We start from the raw sequence: 13861 nt of genomic DNA, 5'->3' as shown, positions 1-13861 counted from the left end.
AGATGTTCGGGTTGATACGGCTTCCCATCCTGTTGTTGATCGCATTTATTGTGGGCGTGTTCTTTGAACGCAGTAACCAACGCGAGGCCTGCGCCGCGCGGGGGGACTGGCAGGATGGGCTATGTGTGACAGTGGACAACCCAAATGAGTGATCTGATCTGCGTGGGCAGCATTGCGGGCTCGTACGGTGTGCGCGGCGAAGTGCGCCTGAAAAGCTATTGCGCGATCCCGGAAGATATCGAGGCTTACTCGCCTCTGACGGATGAAACCGGCGTGGACCGCTATCCGCTGGTTCTGACGCGCACGATCAAGAACGGATTTGCCGCGCGTCTTGGCGGAGTTGAGACCAAGGAAGAGGCAGACGCGCTGAAGGGGCTGCGTCTGTTTGCCCGGCGCGATCAACTGCCTTCACTTCCGGATGACGAGTTCTACCACACCGATCTGATCGGGCTTGAGGTTTATGATACCGGCGGCACGCTGCTGGGCCGGGTCAAATCGGTTCAGAACCACGGTGCGGCCGACCTGTTGGAGCTGCATGGGCCGGGCCTGAATGCCACCGTACTGCTGCCTTTCACACTTGAGGCGGTTCCAACCGTCGATCTGGACAAGGGGCGCATCATCGCCGATCCGCCTGAAGGCCTGATCTGATGCGCCGCGTCCTGCTGCATCTAGGCCTTCACAAAACCGGAACCACGGCGGCACAGTCTTTTCTTTATGGCAATCGCGAGTTGATCTGGCCGCACTTTGCGCTGGTGCTACCCTATCGCACCCGCAAGTCCGGTCTGTCGCGGGCGGCAACCAATCACTCGATTTACGGCACCGTCGGCACCTTGTCCGAGTTCGGAACCCAAGTGCGTGAATTTCTGGAGACGCTGGATTTCGGCGACAAGCGCGGGCTGATCCTCAGCGAAGAAAACTTCGCCGGTCGGCGCCCCAGCCGCAATACCGAAAACGGTTACGCAGCCGCACCTGAGCTTGCAGCCTGTCTGGTGGATGCAATCCGCCATCGCTTTTTCGGTCAAGAGGTAGAGATCACGATCTACCTGTCCCTACGCCAACGCGGCGGCTGGCTGCGCAGCCTTTGGGCACATGATCTGGAGCGTATACGCCAGGTTCACGACTTTGATACCTTTCGATCGAATCTGGATCATCTGCCGCCCTTGCAGGACACGGTAGATCAGATCCGGGAACGGCTGCCGTCGGTTACTGTTGTTGACGAATGGCTTGAAGAACTGCATCTGCGCCGCTATGGCCCCGGCACCCCGTTTGCCGAGTATCTGGGCTTGCCCCGCGACAAGGCCGAACTGCTTGTGCCGCCCACCAAGGCCAACAGTCGTCTGCCCGAGGACGTTCTGGCGGAGCTGTTGGATCTGAACCGCTCGCGCCTGGACGAGGCTGCTCTGATCAAACAGAAGAAAGCGACAATTGAACGCGCCAAAGGCGCGCTGATCGACACGACATGACAGACAAGCCCAGTAAATCCCATGGTCGCAAGGCGATCCGCCCAACCCTGAAACCGAGTGAGCTTCTGACCCCCACGCCGGACCTGCATGGCGTGTGGAAGGCCAAGATCATCACGCTGTTTCCCTCGGCCTTTCCGGGCGTGCTGGGGGAAAGCCTGACTGGTAAGGCCTTGCAGGAAGGTCTTTGGCAGTTGGAAACCGTAGACCTGCGCCAATTCGGCGTCGGCAAGCACCGAAATGTGGATGACACGCCCGCAGGCGGTGGCGCGGGCATGGTGCTGCGTGCCGATGTGCTGGGGGAAGCGATCGAACATACGATGGCGGGTGTGCAGGGCAATTGGCCGTTGATCTATCTGAGCCCCCGCGGTCGCCGGATGGACCAGCGTATGATGCAGAACCTGGCGCGCTGTGATGGTATGACCTTGCTGTGCGGCCGTTTCGAAGGCGTCGATGAGCGGGTGCTGGAGCACTACGGCGTTCAAGAGGTCAGCTTGGGCGATTTCGTCATGACCGGCGGCGAGATCGCCGCTCAGGCGCTGATCGACGCAACGGTTCGTCTGATCCCGGGCGTGCTGGGCAATCAGGCCTCGGCGGAAGACGAGAGCTTTTCGTCGGGCCTGCTGGAGCATCCGCAATACACCCGCCCCGCCGAGTGGAAAGGCCGCCCTATCCCCGATATCCTGATGTCCGGTCATCACGGGCGCATTGCCAACTGGCGGCACGAGATGTCCGAACAGATCACCCGCGAACGACGCCCGGATCTGTGGGAGTTCTACCGCAAAGCGCGGGACTAACCCCCAGCTTTCCACCGCGCCCAGGTCTCAGGGTGGCCGTTGAACGTGTTGATATCCACTCGACCCTGCACACCCGGAACCAATCCGGTGCCGGTATATTGCCAGAACCGCCAGGATGATTTGGAATAGACGTGATGGGGATGCCCAGCCACGGACCTCAGCCAGAACTCGGTTCCGCGCAGTCGGTCGATGTCCGTGTCGGCATGGAAATCCACGGTCGTGTAAACAATCGGGCGGCGTCCGTAGTGGCGCTCCAGAATGTCGAGGAACCGCTTGGCCTCGGCCCGCACAGTGGCACCATCGGGGCGCAGTCTGCAGGTTCTGGAATGCGGGGTCCATTCCATGTCCAGCACATGCGGCAGGTCAGCCCCTTTTGGCACATTCTTGATGAACCATCGGGCCTGTTCATGCGCCGGGCGGCAGAAATAGTAATAGTGATACGCCCCCCACGGCACCCCCGCCGCCTGTGCGCCGCGACGATGGTCGTCGAACATGGGATCGGCTACGTCACCGCCCTCGGTCGCTTTGATGAACACGAAACTGACGCCCGATGCCTTGGCCCTTCGCCAGTCTATCGACCCCTGCCAACGCGACACATCCAGCCCGTGTACCGGATAGTGGCCGGGATGCCGCCCGTCCCAGTCATGTGGATCGGCGTCGCCAAAAGCCGGGTAGATGACCGAAGGGGATGTGGTACTCAGAAAAGATTTGGCCTCGACCTGTTGGGGCGGAGGAGTACTGCGGCCGCAGGACAAGGTCGCAAAAGCCATTACGGCCAGCATCAATGCTATACGCATGATCGGTTCCTGTTTCTTAAATTTCTGCTCTTTTAATTGCCTCCAGAATGCCTGATCGGCCTGATAAGGCAACGGTGCAGTTTGCAAAAGGCGAAAACCCACCATCCTGCCAATGAAAACATGGTGTTTTTATCTTGATCCCTGAACGCAAACCCCGTAAAGCAGCGCAATCCGGTGCCGCGAGACGCGACTCCGGTGTTTTGGTTTGCAACATGTCGTGACGCCCGGCTTTCTTCGGCCACGGCGCGGCAAGGCGGACCAGACAAAAGGAACATTCGATCTGACCTCTGGCGGGCTGTACGCAGGACCCGGTGAAGACCAAGAGCTCTCAGGCCGTGCCCAAACTTCGTGGACCAACCACGAGCAGATAGGAGTAAATGCGATGGACCTGATCGCACAGCTTGAGGCGGAACAGATTGCCGCCCTGGGGAAAGATATCCCCGACTTCAAAGCCGGTGACACCATCCGTGTCGGCTTTAAGGTGACCGAAGGGTCGCGCACCCGTGTGCAGAACTATGAAGGCGTCTGCATCGCCCGCAAAGGCGGCAGTGGGATTGCCGGATCGTTCACCGTCCGCAAGATTTCTTTTGGCGAAGGCGTGGAGCGTGTGTTCCCGCTGCATTCGACCAACATCGACAGCATCACCGTAGTCCGCCGTGGCCGCGTCCGTCGCGCCAAGCTGTACTACCTGCGCTCGCGTCGTGGTAAATCCGCGCGTATCGCCGAAGTCACCAACTACAAGCCCAAGGCTGGCGCCGAGGCGTAAGGAGCGGAAAGATGAAAAAAGACATCCATCCCGACTACCACTTCATCGACGTCAAAATGACCGATGGCACCGTGGTTCAGATGAAATCCACCTGGGGCGCCGAAGGCGACCAGCTGGCCCTGGAAATCGACCCCTCCTCGCACCCTGCGTGGACCGGTGGCTCGTCGCGCCTGATGGACGCCGGCGGCCGCGTGTCGAAGTTCAAGAAGAAATACGAAGGTCTGGGCTTCTAAGCCTGACTTGTTTGAGATGCGAAAGGCCGTCCTTTTGGGCGGCCTTTTTTGTGCTAGCTGGTATTGCTTAATCCCAAAGCGGCCAGAAGATTCTCAGGGCAACACAACCTGCTTCAATTCAATTCGAGTACGCTTTCCGTTCTGCTGAATTTGGCGCGAGGTTTCTCGTCCATCGTCGCCAAACTTTATCCGGATATTAGAAAAACTGTCGTATTTTGATCCGTTCAAATAATCCGTTTTCTGAGTAAATCCACGTTTCGTTGCCTTGCCAATTGCGCGGTACGTCCCTGGTATCCCATTCCGATCAAATACTACGTATATACACTCGCCGACGACCAACCAGCAGTTATGTGGCTCGTATTTTATCGTCGCCCCATCGGACCTTTCCATCCGAACGGTTTGCCCCTTGGAGTTGCGGAAAATCGTACGGTCGTACGTCTTGCTGCTCCCATTTCCAGAATGGATCTCAAATACATACAGACCGCTGCGCTTTCCGACAAAACGGGATTCAAAGTTGCCTCCGGGTGATCGCTCGAACACACGGACTGTTCCGATTTGGAGGTCATCATAGCTGTGGTTCGAGTGATACTGTGCCACGACGGGCATCACACCCATGCTCAAAAAGGAAAACAACCAAAACAAAGCGTGTCGCATTTTGACTCCCAAAACAAACCTAACTCGCGATGCTAATTCGCACGTCACTCACGTCAACTCTTGGTTGCAAGTCTCTCGCGATTGACAGGAAAAGGCTCTCCCAGCCGTCTCTTCTTTCAAAATGATTAGTCTTTCGAGACTTCGGCCTGTTTCGAACAGATACAAATCTATCATCCATCCACTGCGGTCGCACATAGACAAGCCTCGTTGGCACCGCCCCAAAACTGGTGCCATTTTGCCCAGGTTCAATAAATGCTACAATTGACACAACGGATATTCAGACACCACGGAGACACCGCCAATGCCCCAGTACAATGATATGATCGAGCTGTCGGTCGAGGATATGGACCTGATCGAAACGGCGTTGCGCGGCTCGGTCGCCTCGTTGTCGCAGGCTGCATTGGATGGGGAAGAAGACGGCCAGACGGACCGCGAAGACACCTTGCGCCGCATTCACGATCTTCTGGGCAAGCTGCACGACCAGAAGGTGTTTTTTCGCCCAAAAGGCGGGGTATATTTGGGGGGTTAGGCAGACACGGCTAGCGCGGTTTGCGCGTCAATTCTGCCGCGCTGTGCACCGGCGGAACTGGTCCCCGCAGCAGCATCAACGCCAAGGCCATTCCGACAAGTGCTGCAATCGCGGCAACCAGCATTGCGCTGTTGAATGCGTTGTCCTGCAAGTCCCGCAGAGCTTTGGCGAGGGCCGTTCCGGTCGTTGGGTCCATCCCCGCGATCAGCTGCTGAATCTGGCTGGGCGTGCCGTGGGTCAGCGCGTGGGCCAGATCCTCGCGCTGGGTTGATCCGGCGGGCAGCGCGTCAATCACCTCGGACAGGCCACGGCGTTTGGTGATGGATTCTGCAAGGCCTCCGACCACGGCACCCAGGGTGGCTCCGAAATAGAGGCAAGCATTAATCACGCCCGAGCCCTGCCCCACATGCTCTTCCGGCAGCAGGCGCAGACCAAGGCGGGGCAGCAGCGAAAAGCAGATGCCCATGCCGATACCTACAATCAGCAGTTTCCACCAGATCTCTGCGTATTGCGTGGCGTTCGTGGTCGTCATCAGCAGCAGGAACCCAATCCCCATTGCCCCAAGGCCAATCGCAACCGGCCATTGAAAGCTGTAGGGCGCCAGAAACCGCGGCGCGGTGACCGAGATGACAAACATACTTAGGCTTAGCGGCATGATCGCCAGCCCAGCGCCGATTGACGAATACCCAAAGGCATCCGGTGACTGCACGAAAGTGTTGAAATAGACAAAGAAGCAGAACAGCGTGAAACCGGTAAAGAACATCCCCGCCGCGGCCATGAAGTAACGCGGATGGCGGAAGTATCGCAGTTCGATCAGCGGGTCTTCGGCGCGGCGTGAGACGATCACCAGCACAACGGTCGCCACTGCTGCTACGGCCAGCGGCACCAGCGTGAGCGGAGTCGCCCATCCGCCGCTTTCCCCGTTGCTGAGCGCAAAGGACAGCGGCCCGAGGAACAACAGGATGGCAACTGCGCCCGGATAGTCGAATTTTGCCCCCGAAAGGCGCGTGTCGGGTACATATTTTCTTTTGCTGACGTGCAGCCCAATAGCAAAGGCCACGGCCAACAACAGTAGATCGGTCGCAAAAACCGCCCGCCAACTTACATAGTGGCCAAAGGCCCCGCCGACGATTGGCCCGACACCGATGGCCAGACCAACGATTGCACCCCAAGCCCCGGTGACGCTGGCGCGCTGCTCTTCCGGCGTGGCGGCGGTCAGCAGTGACAGAGATGTCCCGAACAGCGCCGCCGCCCCTGCTCCCTGCGCACCGCGCCCAAACAGCAGCATCGCCCCATCCTGCGCAAACAGAACCGAAGCCGACCCGATGGCAAAAACGATCATGCCAAAGAAAAACACGCCCATCTTGCCGGTGATATCACCCAGCCGGCTGACGATGGTGACAAGCGTGGCACTGGCCACCGTATAGATCGCCATTACCCATTGCAGCCCGGACGGGGTCAGATCAAACTCGGCCTTGAGGTTGGGCAGGACAGTGGCGACAGCGGTGGTGTTAAACCCCACGACCATCATACAGATTGCCGTCATCGCCAACACCACACGGGCACGGGCCTGAGGGGTCACGTCTTCCGAGGTCTTGTCACGCATCAAATTGCCCTCAAACTATTGTTGATTAATGCAATTATTCAGCAGTTTAGCGATTTTTAACTCTGCGCATAGGGTGCGCGTCAGATCCAATAGGACAGCGCAACCGGCAGCACGACAATCGTACTCAGCGTCGACACCAGAATAAAGCCGGCCACATCCGACCCGTATTCCGGCACATGTTGGTCGATGAACAGATAGGTGGCCACCGAAGACGGCATCAGGCAACACAGGATTACCGCGCCGCGCTCAGCCCCGGTAAAGCCGAACGCCCAGACCAGACCGTTGGCGATCACAACCGCCATCGCAAGATGCATTACAGTCAGTATCAACGCCCGGCCAAGGCTATTGATCTGCAACGTTGCCAGTGTGTGGCCCAGTGTCAGCAGCATCAACGGGATCGACAGCCCTCCGAGGATATCAAAGGACTTGGCTACCGGCTGAGGCAGGGAATATCCCATCACCATCAGGATCAGAGAGATCACCACCGCATAGATGATCGGCGATGTCGCGATTTTCTTCGGCGAAAACTCTCCGGCCGGTATCCACATGCCGATAGTGAAGATGCTGACCAGCACGACAACCACGAAACCCATCGTATAGGCCATCCCCGCATCACCCAGCGCCAACAGGGTAATCGGCAAACCGATATTGCCGACGTTGCCATGCATCAGCGGCGTCAAAAACGCCCGCACCGGCAGACGCATCGCCTTCAACGCGGCAAATCCCAACACTCCAAACCCGGCAATCGCCAGCGCGGCAGCAGCCATCACGTCCAGAAACGTATCCACGGCTATATTGGTGGTGGACAGGTGCGAAATGATCAGCGTCGGATACCCCACGCGCGAGACAAGCCCGCCAATCACTTTGTTGTCAAAGGGCGCCTTGATCAGGGCCAAGCTATAGCCGATCCCGGCACAAATCAGCACGGGCAGGACCACATTCAAAACGTTCAGAAACAGATGGTCCAAGCCCGGTCCCTATCTTAATTCACTGCTCTGAACTGTGAAACAGGGCAGCTTGTTTGACAAGCGCGCAGCCTAACCCGTGCCCACGCCTTGGTTTTCCAAATTAGAGCCTGTTATCACCGACTGAGGTTCTTCCCTTCCCGCTTTCCACAACATATAGTGGCCCACAACAACGTGTGGGCAAGCACGGCGGGACATGGGAATACAAGCATGGCACATATCATCGTAGTGGGGAACGAGAAGGGCGGCGCAGGCAAATCGACCGTGTCGATGCATGTGGCCACCGCACTGGCGCGGCTGGGGCACAAGGTCAGCACGCTGGATCTGGACCTGAGGCAGCGCAGCCTTGGGCGCTATTTCGAAAACCGCGGCAACTTCATGAACGGCTCAGAAGCACGTCTGCCCAGCCCGCGCCACCATGACCTGCCCGAGATCGATGCGAGCAAGCTGAAACCCGGTGAGAATATCTATGACCACCGCCTGTCCGCCGCAGTGGCCGAGTTGGAAAGCGACAGCGATTTTATCCTGATCGACTGCCCCGGCTCGCATACCCGCCTCAGCCAAGTGGCGCATTCGCTGGCCGACACACTGATCACGCCATTGAACGACAGTTTCATTGATTTCGACCTGCTCGCGCGGATCGATTCTAAGGGTGAGAAAATCCTCGGGCCGTCGGTCTATTCCGAGATGGTCTGGAATGCCCGGCAGCTGCGGGCACAGGCCGGGCTGAAACCCATCGACTGGGTCGTCGTGCGCAACCGTGTCGGTACGCAGCGCATGGTCAACAAGGAAAAGATGCAGCGCGCGATTGAAATGCTGTCTCAGCGCATCGGCTTCCGCGTCGCGTCGGGCTTTTCCGAGCGAGTGATCTTCCGCGAACTGTTCCCCCGCGGCCTGACCCTGCTGGATCTCAAGGATATCGGGGTCAAACAGCTGAACATCTCGAACATCGCCGCGCGGCAAGAGCTGCGTGACATGATGAAAGAACTGAACCTTCCGGGCGTAGAGATTGATTTCTAGAAAGTCCCGGTAAGTCTGCCGCACGCAATTCAGCGACCAATCACCACCGCCTTGCCCTTGCGCCTCACGTGATGCAGACTTGTTTGCGGAGGAAATGCGCCTGTTTCACAGCTGCGTCCGCCGGCAAGCGGACCAGCGAAGCGCTGTGCTTTGGGAGGAGTGTGTCATGGCATCCAAAACCGAAGATTCCACACCACCGGAAAATCTGACACCGCAGCAGCAAACCGTGCCCGAAGTCAACACGGTGACTTCGAGTGACATCACCGCGTCGCTGAAGGCCGGGTTTTCCGATTTTCTCGCGCGTCCCTTCATGAGCGGCTTTTTCGGGCTGTTCTATGCGGTGTTCGGCATCCTGTTTGTTTGGAGCCTGGTCTGGCTTGGCAAAATCTGGATGATCATTCCCGCGATTGTGGGTTTTCCGCTGGTCGCGCCTTTCGCCGCTGCCGGGCTTTATGAGATGTCCCGACGTTTGCAGAAGGGAAAGAGTTTCGGCTGGTCTGAAATCCTTGGCGTCATGGCCAATCAGCGTAAGCGTGAAATGGGCTGGATGGCCTTTGTCACCCTGTTCATTTTCTGGGTTTGGATTTACCAGATTCGGCTTTGGCTGGCGATCACCCTGCAGAACGCATCCTTCTCGGATTTTGACGGTTTTCTGAACACCGTTATCTTCACACCGCAGGGCTGGACTTTCCTTGCTATTGGCACCTGCGTCGGCGCATTTCTGTCGGCAGTCCTGTTCACGGTGACCGTCATTGCCATGCCCATGCTGCTCGACCGGGAAACCAACTTCGTTTCCGCCATGTTGACGTCCATCCGGGTCGTCTCGGAAAACCCGGTGGTCATGCTGACGTGGGCGGCGATAATCTCGGTCACCATGCTGCTGTCAATGGTTCCGGCGTTTCTGGGCCTGATCTTCACCCTGCCGATCCTTGGCCACGCCACATGGCATCTCTATCAGCGGGCCGTGCCCCCAGTGCAGGGGTGATTTTCTGCGAGCTGTTAGCGCTTGGGCCGCCCCTCCGGGCTTGCGGAGTCGCGCGGTTAGCATGACAGCACAAAAGCAGTTACTGAAGGTGCTCAACGACCCGATAGAATTCTGCCCATGCCGCACTGTATTCAGGGGCAATTGTGTCTTCACCGCCGTTGGTCAGTTGCTCTGGCGTTGCCCAAACAAGGCTAAGAGGTCGCGCAGCTGCGCACAATTGCTCCGTCTGTTTGCTGGTCAATTCAGCGCCAAGTATTTCAGTCAAGCCCGCTCTGCGCTCCGAAACCTGTAACATACTATCAACGATACCCCGCAAATCGGCGCGTTCTGCATCTTCGGGAAACGCAGCGACAAGCGCCTCAATGGCAGCCAAATCCTCACTTTGCTGACCTCCGCAAGCCCACTTGACAGCAATCGGATGCAACATGAAATCGAAGCCAAAGAAGGTATTGATAGCAGGATCAGCCTGCGCTGATACGGCAGATGCCATAAAACTCAAGGATAGCACAAACGGCTTTGTTGTTTTTAGCATCGCGCAAACACCCAAGATAAAGATTTTGGAAACGACGTTGCGGCGACTGACGTTCTTCTGCAACCTTTCATGGTTGCAAGTTCACCTAGGCGTCGCTGATCTACAGCGCACTAGCAACCCAGAAGGGTTCAAACCCGCAATTAAAAGCATCTCGTTACGGCGCAGTCTCATCATAAACCGTAAACAGCTCTTTTGGTTCGGATACCCCGCGCAGCATGTATCGCCCGACAGACACAAGGTTCTGACCGCAAGGCTGCGCCGCGCGTGCAACGTCATCCGAGATCAGAATACGCTGCCCCAGCGACCGGTGCATTCCGGCGATCCGCGCGGTCTGGTTCACGGCCGGGCCAATCACGGTAAAGTCCAGACGCGTCTCGGACCCGATGTTTCCATACAGAATCTCACCTGCGTGCAGAGCAAGGGTGAAGCTGGCGACCGGCAAGCCATCGGCCTTGCGGCGGGCGTTCAGGGTCTCCATCCGTTGCTGCAGCATCGGTACGGCTTTCAGCGCCGCACGCGCGTCTTCGTCGATTTCACCGACGTCGAACATCGCCATCAGGCCGTCCCCCATGAATTTCAGGATATTGCCGCGGTTGTCGTGCACCACTCCTACGGCCACGGCCAGATAATCGTTCAGCATGTCAATGATCTCGTTGCCCGGCAGCTCTTCGGACAGACTGGTGAAGCCCTCAAGGTCAAAGTTCCAGATCACCGCATCGATCTGCTGCAACGAGCCGCGCCGGATTTCTCCCGACAACACGCGGCGCCCCGCATCGCGTCCCAGATACACCCGCATCAGGTCCTTTGAAATCCGGGCGCTCGACGCGGATTTCAATGCCAGCCCCAGATGCGGCAACGCCGTGTTGATCAGGTCCAGATCACAGTCCCGGAATCCTTCCGGCGCGTTCGAGGTCCAGGACAACAGAACTCCGTCCACGGCCTTTTTGGTGTCTCCTGTCACGCTCTGGGTCGGCACGTCAAAGCTGACTCCGGTGGCATAATAATCGGTGGCTCCGATCTGGCGCAGATCATTCAGCAGGGGAAAGCGGCTCACCTCATTCTGATCGACCAGACGCTCACGAATTTCATCCATCTCATTATTCAGAATGGCGTAGAGAGGACTTTGCCTCCACTGTTCGCTGGGCTCTTCGGTGTATCCAAAGGTCTCGGACTCACCGCCCTGCCCCTCATACCAGCTGAACCCGGTTCCGCCATAGACAGGATGCAGCGCCGACTGCGCCGCATGAAAGCGCATCAGGGGCACGCCCAGTTCTAACAACTTTTTGCAGTAGCCGTCTAACAGCTCTTCTTTCGCGGCCCCTTCGAGGCCGCGGGTCACAATCCATTGAATGAGATCAGTTGATTTCGCCGCATCGGCGTTCAGGGTCGTCATTTTGTTTTTATTCCAGTGTCCGCTCTGGATGTCATCTGGGGGCCTGAGGTTGGAATTACCAGTGTTCAACCCATATGCGCCAACTGGCGCAGCATTTTGCGCAACAGGGCCACCTCGTCCGCATTGAACTCTGCAGCCAGCTTTGCGTCATACTGCCCGGCGATACCACAAAGCTCGCGATAGACAGATTGACCCATAGCCGTCAGCGTCAGGTGTTCCACCCTGCGATCCGTTTCACTGCGGCAGCGCACCAGATACCGGCTTTCCTCCAGCCTGTGCACGGCCCGGCTGATCTTGGTTTTGTGAAGCCGGGCGCGTTCGCCGATCTCTTTCGCGGTCATTTCTCCATAATTGCCCAGATGGAACAAGACCCGCCATTCATTGCGCAGCATCCCAAATCTGTCCTTGTAGACCCTCTGAAACTCCAAAGAGCTTTCTTCGGCTGCCCGGTACAAGAGGTAGGGCAGGAAATCCTGCAAATAAAAGTCATCATTTTTAGGGGAATCGTCCTGAGTCATGCTTGTTAGTTACAAAATCAACTACTATCCCTCAAGCAATAAGCGGAGGAACTCAGGATGAACCATCCGACCGATCCACATGAAATGACACAGGCCAGCACGCCGGTCGGCACCCATTTCGGCTATATGCCCGGCTTTGGCAACGACTTTGAAACCGAGGCTCTGCCCGGCGCCTTGCCGCAGGGGATGAACAGCCCACAGCGCTGCAACTATGGCCTCTATGGTGAGCAACTAAGCGGCACCGCGTTCACCGCCAACCCACCGGAACGGACATGGTGCTATCGCATCCGGCCTTCGGTAAAGCACTCGCATCGCTATGAAAAAATCGACCTGCCCTATTGGAAATCAGCACCTTTTGTTGATCCGGACGTGATCAGCCTGGGTCAGTACCGCTGGTATGCGCCGCCGCATTCGGATGAGGGTCTGACCTGGCTGACTGGGATGCGCACGATGACCACGGCAGGGGATGTGAACACGCAGGTCGGCATGGCCAGCCACATCTATCTGGCCACCGAGTCGATGGTGGATACCTATTTCTACTCGGCTGATTCCGAGCTGTTGGTGGTGCCGCAGGAAGGCCGCCTACGCTTTGCGACCGAACTGGGGATCATCGACCTGGAACCCAAGGAGATCGCAATACTCCCGCGTGGGCTGGTGTACAGGGTTGAAGTTCTGGAAGGTCCGGCACGCGGCTTCGTCTGTGAAAACTATGGCCAGAAATTCGAACTGCCGGGCCGCGGCCCGATCGGCGCTAACTGCATGGCAAACCCGCGGGACTTCAAAGCCCCTGTCGCAGCGTTCGAGGATCGTGAAGTGCCCTCGAGCGTGACCGTCAAATGGTGCGGGCAGTTTCACACCACCAAGATCGGTCAAAGCCCGCTGGATGTGGTGGCATGGCATGGCAACTATGCGCCCTACAAATACGACCTGCGCACCTACTGCCCGGTCGGTGCAATCCTGTTCGACCATCCCGACCCGTCGATCTTTACTGTGCTGACCGCGCCGTCGGGGCAGCCGGGCACCGCCAATATCGACTTTGTCCTGTTCCGCGAGCGCTGGATGGTGGCCGAGGATACGTTCCGCCCACCCTGGTACCACAAGAACATCATGTCCGAGCTGATGGGCAACATCTACGGCCAGTATGACGCCAAACCGCAGGGCTTTGTTCCGGGTGGGATGAGCCTGCACAACATGATGCTGCCGCACGGCCCAGACCGCGAGGCGTTCGAAAAGGCATCAAATGCCAACCTCGGGCCGGACAAGCTGGACAACACCATGTCCTTCATGTTCGAAACCCGGTTCCCGCAGCATCTGACGCCATTTGCCGCCAACGAGGCCCCTTTGCAGGACGATTACATTGACTGCTGGACCTCGCTTGAGAAAAAATTCGACGGAACGCCGGGCAAGAAGTGATGGATACCGGCTACATAGTCATCGCCGTGTTCTTAGGCATCATCGGCATGTCGATATGGTCACTGCGCGGGCGTTGGAACGGCAAGCGCAACCACTACAGGCACAATCCAATGCCCGGCCATCGCCAGGAGGGTTCTTCCGGTGGGGCCTATCCCGGCGGCGACTGAAAGGCGGAAACAGGAACATGCGGCAC

At 57.8% G+C, this 13861-nt stretch carries 18 protein-coding genes; 11 read left to right on the top strand and 7 right to left on the bottom strand.

All coding sequences use genetic code 11. From position 1 onward, the window contains the following. Nucleotides 1-2 precede the first annotated feature (2 nt). From AC2FEE_RS16480 to trmD, 4 genes are read left to right on the top strand one after another with little or no spacing between them, the layout of a single operon-like run. The gene (locus tag AC2FEE_RS16480) at nt 3-152 is read left to right on the top strand and encodes a hypothetical protein (protein ID WP_496866414.1); all 150 of its coding nucleotides are present in this window, start codon (nt 3-5) and stop codon (nt 150-152) included. After that, nucleotides 145-648: a ribosome maturation factor RimM gene (rimM, locus tag AC2FEE_RS16475; RefSeq protein WP_496866413.1), complete on the top strand. Its 504-nt coding sequence runs from the start codon at nt 145-147 to the stop codon at nt 646-648. Before AC2FEE_RS16480 ends, rimM begins: the two co-directional genes overlap by 8 nt. Beyond that, the gene (locus AC2FEE_RS16470) at nt 648-1463 is read left to right on the top strand and encodes a hypothetical protein (protein WP_496866412.1); all 816 of its coding nucleotides are present in this window, start codon (nt 648-650) and stop codon (nt 1461-1463) included. The genes rimM and AC2FEE_RS16470 overlap by 1 nt, the downstream gene beginning before the upstream one ends. After that, nucleotides 1460-2257, top strand: a complete 798-nt coding sequence (gene trmD, locus AC2FEE_RS16465; protein ID WP_496866411.1) for a tRNA (guanosine(37)-N1)-methyltransferase TrmD — start codon at nt 1460-1462, stop codon at nt 2255-2257. Before AC2FEE_RS16470 ends, trmD begins: the two co-directional genes overlap by 4 nt. On the opposite strand, the gene AC2FEE_RS16460 is transcribed toward trmD, so the two are convergent. Continuing rightward, on the bottom strand, nt 2254-3054 hold the full coding sequence (locus AC2FEE_RS16460) for a glycoside hydrolase family 25 protein (RefSeq protein WP_496866410.1): 801 nt from the start codon (nt 3052-3054) through the stop codon (nt 2254-2256). The genes trmD and AC2FEE_RS16460 overlap by 4 nt on opposite strands. Before the next feature lie 382 nt (nt 3055-3436). On the opposite strand from AC2FEE_RS16460, the gene rplS reads away from it, so the two are divergent. Together rplS and rpmE are read left to right on the top strand one after the other, a co-directional pair. Then, nucleotides 3437-3820, top strand: coding sequence for a 50S ribosomal protein L19 (gene rplS, locus AC2FEE_RS16455; protein WP_170328369.1), 384 nt, complete (start codon nt 3437-3439; stop codon nt 3818-3820). 11 nt (nt 3821-3831) lie between these two features. Then, nucleotides 3832-4053: a 50S ribosomal protein L31 gene (gene rpmE / locus AC2FEE_RS16450; RefSeq protein ID WP_496866409.1), complete on the top strand. Its 222-nt coding sequence runs from the start codon at nt 3832-3834 to the stop codon at nt 4051-4053. 93 nt (nt 4054-4146) lie between these two features. Here rpmE and AC2FEE_RS16445 read toward each other — a convergent pair whose 3' ends face one another. Further along, the gene (locus AC2FEE_RS16445; protein WP_496866408.1) at nt 4147-4707 is read right to left on the bottom strand and encodes a hypothetical protein; all 561 of its coding nucleotides are present in this window, start codon (nt 4705-4707) and stop codon (nt 4147-4149) included. A gap of 301 nt (nt 4708-5008) precedes the next feature. Between AC2FEE_RS16445 and AC2FEE_RS16440 the strand changes: the two genes are divergently transcribed. Then, on the top strand, nt 5009-5236 hold the full coding sequence (locus AC2FEE_RS16440; protein WP_496866407.1) for a hypothetical protein: 228 nt from the start codon (nt 5009-5011) through the stop codon (nt 5234-5236). Nucleotides 5237-5246: 10 nt separating this feature from the next. Here the strand turns inward: AC2FEE_RS16440 and AC2FEE_RS16435 are convergent, their stop codons facing one another. Beyond that, complete coding sequence (locus tag AC2FEE_RS16435) at nt 5247-6842, bottom strand: MFS transporter (protein WP_496866406.1); 1596 nt, start codon at nt 6840-6842, stop codon at nt 5247-5249. Between the two features lie 80 nt (nt 6843-6922). Further along, on the bottom strand, nt 6923-7810 hold the full coding sequence (locus tag AC2FEE_RS16430) for an AEC family transporter (protein WP_496866405.1): 888 nt from the start codon (nt 7808-7810) through the stop codon (nt 6923-6925). 207 nt (nt 7811-8017) lie between these two features. Here AC2FEE_RS16430 and AC2FEE_RS16425 point away from each other — a divergent pair, with 207 nt between their 5' ends. Then, on the top strand, nt 8018-8827 hold the full coding sequence (locus AC2FEE_RS16425) for a division plane positioning ATPase MipZ (RefSeq protein WP_170328373.1): 810 nt from the start codon (nt 8018-8020) through the stop codon (nt 8825-8827). 166 nt (nt 8828-8993) lie between these two features. Continuing rightward, nucleotides 8994-9812 carry a DUF2189 domain-containing protein gene (locus AC2FEE_RS16420; RefSeq protein ID WP_496866404.1) on the top strand — a complete coding sequence of 273 codons (819 nt, stop codon included), beginning with the start codon at nt 8994-8996 and terminating at the stop codon, nt 9810-9812. A 79-nt stretch (nt 9813-9891) separates the two neighbouring features. Here AC2FEE_RS16420 and AC2FEE_RS16415 read toward each other — a convergent pair whose 3' ends face one another. The 3 genes from AC2FEE_RS16415 to AC2FEE_RS16405 form a co-directional block, all read right to left on the bottom strand. Next, nucleotides 9892-10407 carry a hypothetical protein gene (locus AC2FEE_RS16415; RefSeq protein ID WP_496866403.1) on the bottom strand — a complete coding sequence of 172 codons (516 nt, stop codon included), beginning with the start codon at nt 10405-10407 and terminating at the stop codon, nt 9892-9894. Between the two features lie 91 nt (nt 10408-10498). Beyond that, nucleotides 10499-11737 carry an adenylate/guanylate cyclase domain-containing protein gene (locus tag AC2FEE_RS16410; protein WP_496866402.1) on the bottom strand — a complete coding sequence of 413 codons (1239 nt, stop codon included), beginning with the start codon at nt 11735-11737 and terminating at the stop codon, nt 10499-10501. Nucleotides 11738-11802: 65 nt separating this feature from the next. Further along, nucleotides 11803-12255, bottom strand: a complete 453-nt coding sequence (locus tag AC2FEE_RS16405) for a MarR family winged helix-turn-helix transcriptional regulator (protein WP_496866401.1) — start codon at nt 12253-12255, stop codon at nt 11803-11805. Between the two features lie 57 nt (nt 12256-12312). On the opposite strand from AC2FEE_RS16405, the gene hmgA reads away from it, so the two are divergent. Together hmgA and AC2FEE_RS16395 are read left to right on the top strand one after the other, a co-directional pair. Then, a complete protein-coding gene (gene hmgA / locus AC2FEE_RS16400) occupies nt 12313-13668 on the top strand; it encodes a homogentisate 1,2-dioxygenase (protein WP_496866400.1) in 1356 nt (451 codons plus the stop codon). Continuing rightward, nucleotides 13668-13835: a hypothetical protein gene (locus tag AC2FEE_RS16395; RefSeq protein WP_496866399.1), complete on the top strand. Its 168-nt coding sequence runs from the start codon at nt 13668-13670 to the stop codon at nt 13833-13835. The genes hmgA and AC2FEE_RS16395 overlap by 1 nt, the downstream gene beginning before the upstream one ends. Nucleotides 13836-13861: the final 26 nt, after the last annotated feature.

This window comes from Ruegeria sp. YTSC199, from assembly GCF_059609725.1.
This window is presented reverse-complemented; position numbering and strand designations above follow the sequence as displayed.

Coding starts and splice junctions, on each gene's coding strand:
- rplS (WP_170328369.1), top strand. CDS start 3,437: ATGGACCTGATCGCACAGCTTGAGGCGGAACAGATTGCCGCCCTGGGG.
- AC2FEE_RS16425 (WP_170328373.1), top strand. CDS start 8,018: ATGGCACATATCATCGTAGTGGGGAACGAGAAGGGCGGCGCAGGCAAA.
- AC2FEE_RS16435 (WP_496866406.1), bottom strand. CDS start 6,842: ATGCGTGACAAGACCTCGGAAGACGTGACCCCTCAGGCCCGTGCCCGT.
- AC2FEE_RS16480 (WP_496866414.1), top strand. CDS start 3: ATGTTCGGGTTGATACGGCTTCCCATCCTGTTGTTGATCGCATTTATT.
- AC2FEE_RS16460 (WP_496866410.1), bottom strand. CDS start 3,054: ATGCGTATAGCATTGATGCTGGCCGTAATGGCTTTTGCGACCTTGTCC.
- rimM (WP_496866413.1), top strand. CDS start 145: ATGAGTGATCTGATCTGCGTGGGCAGCATTGCGGGCTCGTACGGTGTG.
- trmD (WP_496866411.1), top strand. CDS start 1,460: ATGACAGACAAGCCCAGTAAATCCCATGGTCGCAAGGCGATCCGCCCA.
- AC2FEE_RS16410 (WP_496866402.1), bottom strand. CDS start 11,737: ATGACGACCCTGAACGCCGATGCGGCGAAATCAACTGATCTCATTCAA.
- AC2FEE_RS16395 (WP_496866399.1), top strand. CDS start 13,668: ATGGATACCGGCTACATAGTCATCGCCGTGTTCTTAGGCATCATCGGC.
- hmgA (WP_496866400.1), top strand. CDS start 12,313: ATGAACCATCCGACCGATCCACATGAAATGACACAGGCCAGCACGCCG.
- AC2FEE_RS16470 (WP_496866412.1), top strand. CDS start 648: ATGCGCCGCGTCCTGCTGCATCTAGGCCTTCACAAAACCGGAACCACG.
- AC2FEE_RS16420 (WP_496866404.1), top strand. CDS start 8,994: ATGGCATCCAAAACCGAAGATTCCACACCACCGGAAAATCTGACACCG.
- AC2FEE_RS16445 (WP_496866408.1), bottom strand. CDS start 4,707: ATGCGACACGCTTTGTTTTGGTTGTTTTCCTTTTTGAGCATGGGTGTG.
- AC2FEE_RS16440 (WP_496866407.1), top strand. CDS start 5,009: ATGCCCCAGTACAATGATATGATCGAGCTGTCGGTCGAGGATATGGAC.
- AC2FEE_RS16405 (WP_496866401.1), bottom strand. CDS start 12,255: ATGACTCAGGACGATTCCCCTAAAAATGATGACTTTTATTTGCAGGAT.
- rpmE (WP_496866409.1), top strand. CDS start 3,832: ATGAAAAAAGACATCCATCCCGACTACCACTTCATCGACGTCAAAATG.